The organism is Mesorhizobium sp. M4A.F.Ca.ET.020.02.1.1 (assembly GCF_004022645.1).
Classification (GTDB): domain Bacteria; phylum Pseudomonadota; class Alphaproteobacteria; order Rhizobiales; family Rhizobiaceae; genus Mesorhizobium.
The window spans coordinates 1-4,554 of sequence record NZ_RZOI01000505.1 but is presented as its reverse complement, the minus strand read 5'-3'; the positions used below and the strand labels follow the sequence as shown (position 1 = coordinate 4,554).

The following is a 4,554-nucleotide window of genomic DNA, read 5'->3' as shown; positions in this document are numbered from 1 at the left end:
GGCACCGCCGAAATCTTGAAGGCAAGGCCGGCCAGCACGAAGACCAGGCCGAAGACGAGGCCGAGCTGCCGCTCGCCACTGCCGAGCGCGGTCGCGATCTCCTGGAAGCCGGTGTTGCCGGTGTAGCCGTAAATCAGCGAGATGCCGTAGAGCAGCATGCCGGACGACAGCGCGCCGAGCACGAAATATTTGAGGCCGGCTTCGGTCGAACGGACGCTGTCGCGGTTGATCGCGGCGAGCACGTAGATCGCCAGTGACTGCAGCTCGAGGCCGAGATAGAGCCCGATCATGCCGTTGGCCGAGATCATCAGCAACATGCCGAGCGTGCACAGCAGGATCAGCACCGGATATTCGAACTTGTCGAAATGCTCCTGTCTGGCGAAGCGCATCGACATGACCAGCGTCACCGCCGAGCCGATCAGCGCCAGCACCTTCATGAAGCGGGCGAAGGAATCCTGGACGAAGGCGCTGCCGTAGGCGGTGCCCTGCCCGCTGGAAGAGACCACCCAGAAGCCGGCGAGCGCAAGTATGGCGACGGCAAGACCGTTGACGGTGGCCGTGCTGTCGGTGCGCGAATAGGCGCCCACCATCAACAGCGCCAGCGCGCCGATGGCGAGGATAAGCTCCGGCGTCGAGAGCGAAAGGCTGGAGAGAAGGTCCGGCGTCATGGTTCGCGATATCCCCAGTCAGTTCGCCGCCGCGGTCTGCGCGGTATTGATGGATGCGGTGACGTTAGTGACGAGCGCCTTGACCGAGGCGGCCGTCGCATCGAAGACCGGCGCCGGGTAGACGCCGAAGAAGATGACCAGCACCACCAGCGGATAGATGATCGCCTTCTCGCGCGCCGAGAGGTCGAGCAGATCTTTCAGGCTGTCCTTGGTCAACGACCCGAAGATCACGCGGCGATAGAGCCAGAGCGCGTAGGCCGCCGACAGGATGACGCCGGTGGCGGCGAAGAACGCCACCCAGGTGTTGACCCGGAACACACCCAGCATGGTCAGGAACTCGCCGACGAAGCCGCTGGTGCCAGGCAGGCCGACATTGGCCATGGTGAAGACCATGAACACGGTGGCGTATTTCGGCATGTTGTTGACCAGCCCGCCATAGGCATCGATCTCGCGCGTGTGCATGCGGTCGTAGATGACGCCGACGCACAGGAACAGCGCGCCGGAGACGAGGCCGTGGCTGAGCATCTGGAAGATCGCGCCCTGCACGCCTTCCTGGTTCATGGCGAAGATGCCCATGGTGACGAAGCCCATATGGGCGACCGACGAATAGGCGATCAGCTTCTTCATGTCCTCCTGCATCAGCGCCACCAGCGAGGTGTAGATGATGGCGACGACCGACAGCGTGAACACCAGCGGCGCGAACATTTCCGACGCCAGCGGGAACATCGGCAGCGAGAAGCGCAGGAAGCCATATCCGCCCATCTTCAGGAGGATCGCGGCCAGGATCACCGAGCCCGCCGTCGGCGCCTCGACGTGCGCGTCCGGCAGCCAGGTGTGCACCGGCCACATCGGCATCTTCACCGCGAAGGAGGCGAAGAAGGCGAGCCACAGCCAGGTCTGCATGTTGGCCGGGAAGTTGTGCGTCAGCAGCGTCGTGATGTCGGTGGTACCCGACTGGTAGAACATCGCCATGACGGCGAGCAGCATCAGCACCGAGCCGGCGAGCGTATAGAGGAAGAACTTGAACGAGGCGTAGACGCGCCGCTTGCCGCCCCAGACGCCGATGATGATGAACATCGGGATCAGGCCGGCCTCGAAGAAGACGTAGAACAGCACGATGTCGAGCGCGCAGAACACGCCGATCATCAGCGTTTCCAGGAGCAGGAAGGCGATCATGTAGGCCTTGACCCGCTTCTCGATCGCTTCCCACGAAGCCAGGATGCAGAGCGGCATCAGGAAGGTGGTGAGGATGACGAACAGCATCGATATGCCGTCGACACCCATGTGGTAGGAAATGCCCGAATCCAGCCAGGCGACCTTCTCGACGAACTGGAAGCCGGCCTGCGAATTGTCAAAACCCTTCCAGATGAACAGCGAGATGACGAAGGTGATGCTCGTCGTCCACAGCGCGATGGCGCGGATGTTGCGGCGCGCGTTTTCGCTGTCATCATTGATGAACAGGATGAGCAGCACACCAACCAGCGGCAGGAAGGTGACCAGCGAGAGGATTGGCCAGGCGGTCATCAGAGCATCATCCAGGTGACGAGTGCGGCAACGCCGATCAGCATGGCGAAGGCGTAGTGGTAGAGGTAGCCGGTCTGCAGCTTGACGACCCGGTTGGTGACGTCGACGACGCGCGCCGAGACCCCGTCAGGCCCGAACCCGTCGATGACGGCGCCGTCGCCGGTCTTCCACAGGAACCTGCCGAGGCGCTTCGCCGGCCGCACGAACAGGACGTCGTAGAGCTCGTCGAAGTACCACTTGTTGAGCAGGAAGGCGTAGAGCAGGCGATGGTTGGCGGCGACGCTGGCGGGCAGTTCCGGCGAGCGGATATAGAACTTCCAGGCGACCGCGAAGCCGATGACCATGGCGATGAACGGCGCCAGTTCGACCCACAGCGGCAGTTCGTGGATCTCGTGAAGGATGTGGTTTTCCGGCAGTGTGAACAGCGACGCCTTCCAGAACTCGGCATAGCCCTCGCCGATGAAGGCGCCATGGAAGATGATGCCGGCAAACAGCGCGCCCACGGCCAGGATGAACAGCGGCACCAGCATCACCGGCGGCGATTCATGGACATGGTGCATGACCTCGTGGCTGGCGCGCGGCTGGCCATGGAAAGTCATGAAGATCAGCCGCCAGGAGTAGAAGGAGGTAAAGGCCGCGGCGACAACCAGCAGCACGAAGGCGGTGCCGGCAAACAGATTGTGGCTGGCAAAGGCACTCTCGATGATGGCGTCCTTGGAGAAGAAGCCGGCGGTGCCGATGACCGTCACCGGAATGCCGACGCCGGTCAGCGCCAGCGTGCCGATCACCATCATCCAGTAGGTCTTCGGAATGAGCGTCCTGAGGCCACCCATGTTGCGCATGTCCTGCTCGTCGGAGACGGCATGGATCACCGAGCCCGAACCGAGGAACAGCAGCGCCTTGAAGAAGGCGTGCGTGAACAAATGGAAGATCGCGGCGCCATAGGCGCCGACGCCGAGCGCCACGAACATGTAGCCAAGCTGCGAGCAGGTCGAATAGGCGATGACGCGCTTGATGTCGTTCTGGACGAGGCCGACAGTGGCCGCGAAGAAGGCGGTGAAGGCGCCGATGAAGGTGACGACCGTCAGCGCCGAATGCGACAGCTCGAACAGCGGCGACAGCCTGGCCAGCATGAACACGCCCGCCGTCACCATGGTGGCGGCATGGATCAGCGCCGAGACCGGGGTCGGGCCTTCCATGGCGTCGGGCAGCCAGGTGTGCAGCGGCACCTGCGCCGACTTGCCCATCGCGCCCATGAAGAGCAGCAGGCAGACGACGGTCAGCGCCGAGTGCTTGTCGAGCGTATAGCCGAGGAAGGTGAGCACGGTTGCGCCGTGCTCGGCGCCCTCTGTCGGAACGAAGCTCGCCGCATTGGCGAAGATGGTGCCGAGATTGACCGAGCCGAAAAGCACGAACACGCCGAAAATGCCCAGCGCGAAGCCGAAATCGCCGACGCGGTTGACGATGAAGGCCTTGATTGCCGCGGCATTGGCCGACGGCTTCTTGTACCAGAAGCCGATCAGCAGGTAGGAGGCGAGACCGACACCTTCCCAGCCGAAGAACATCTGCACCAGATTGTCGGCCGTCACCAGCATCAGCATGGCGAAGGTGAACAGCGACAGATAGGCAAAGAAGCGCGGCCGGTTCGGATCGTGATGCATGTAGCCGATCGAGTAGATGTGGACCAGCGCCGACACGGTGTTGACGACGACCAGCATCACCACCGTCAGCGTGTCGATCCTGAGCGCCCAGGACGCGTCGAGCCCGCCCGACTGGATCCAGCGCAGCACCGGCACGGTGAACACTTCGCCCTCGCCGAAGCCGACCGAGAAGAAGGCGATCCACGACAGCACGGCCGAAATCACCAGGAAGCCGGAGGTGATGTATTCGGACGCCTTGGCGCCGAGCGACGTGCCGAACAGGCCGACGATCAGGAAGCCGAGCAGCGGAAGGAAGACGATTGCTTGATACATGACTGCCCCGTCAACCCTTCATCATGTTGACGTCTTCGACCGCGATCGAGCCGCGGTTGCGGAAGAAGACGACGAGAATGGCAAGACCGATCGCGGCCTCGGCCGCGGCGACCGTCAGCACGAACAGCGCGAACACCTGCCCGACGAGATCGCCGAGCGCCGCCGAGAAGGCGACGAAATTGATGTTGACCGCAAGCAGGATCAGCTCGACCGACATCAGGATGACGATGACGTTCTTGCGGTTCAGGAAGATGCCGAACACGCCGAGCGTGAACAGGATCGCCGATACGGTGAGGTAGTGCGCGATGCCGACGACCATCTCAGATGCCCTCGCCCGATTTGACCTTGCGGATTTCCATGCCGGTCGCCGGCGTGCGGCCGACCTGGGC

General features: G+C 63.0%; 4 protein-coding genes. All 4 read right to left on the bottom strand.

The window, feature by feature from the left end; genetic code table 11:
- Positions 1-668: proton-conducting transporter membrane subunit (locus EN742_RS25295; protein ID WP_281034995.1), on the bottom strand; the 668-nt coding region annotated here is incomplete at its 3' end.
- A gap of 18 nt (positions 669-686) precedes the next feature.
- Positions 687-2,192, bottom strand: a complete 1,506-nt coding sequence (locus EN742_RS25290) for an NADH-quinone oxidoreductase subunit M (protein WP_126054030.1) — start codon at positions 2,190-2,192, stop codon at positions 687-689.
- Positions 2,192-4,165: an NADH-quinone oxidoreductase subunit L gene (nuoL, locus tag EN742_RS25285; protein WP_126054029.1), complete on the bottom strand. Its 1,974-nt coding sequence runs from the start codon at positions 4,163-4,165 to the stop codon at positions 2,192-2,194. The genes EN742_RS25290 and nuoL overlap by 1 nt, the downstream gene beginning before the upstream one ends.
- 10 nt (positions 4,166-4,175) lie before the next feature.
- Positions 4,176-4,484 carry an NADH-quinone oxidoreductase subunit NuoK gene (gene nuoK / locus EN742_RS25280; protein ID WP_019858930.1) on the bottom strand — a complete coding sequence of 103 codons (309 nt, stop codon included), beginning with the start codon at positions 4,482-4,484 and terminating at the stop codon, positions 4,176-4,178.
- Between the last annotated feature and the right edge of the window lie 70 nt (positions 4,485-4,554).

Coding starts and splice junctions, on each gene's coding strand:
- nuoL (WP_126054029.1), bottom strand. CDS start 4,165: ATGTATCAAGCAATCGTCTTCCTTCCGCTGCTCGGCTTCCTGATCGTC.
- EN742_RS25290 (WP_126054030.1), bottom strand. CDS start 2,192: ATGACCGCCTGGCCAATCCTCTCGCTGGTCACCTTCCTGCCGCTGGTT.
- nuoK (WP_019858930.1), bottom strand. CDS start 4,484: ATGGTCGTCGGCATCGCGCACTACCTCACCGTATCGGCGATCCTGTTC.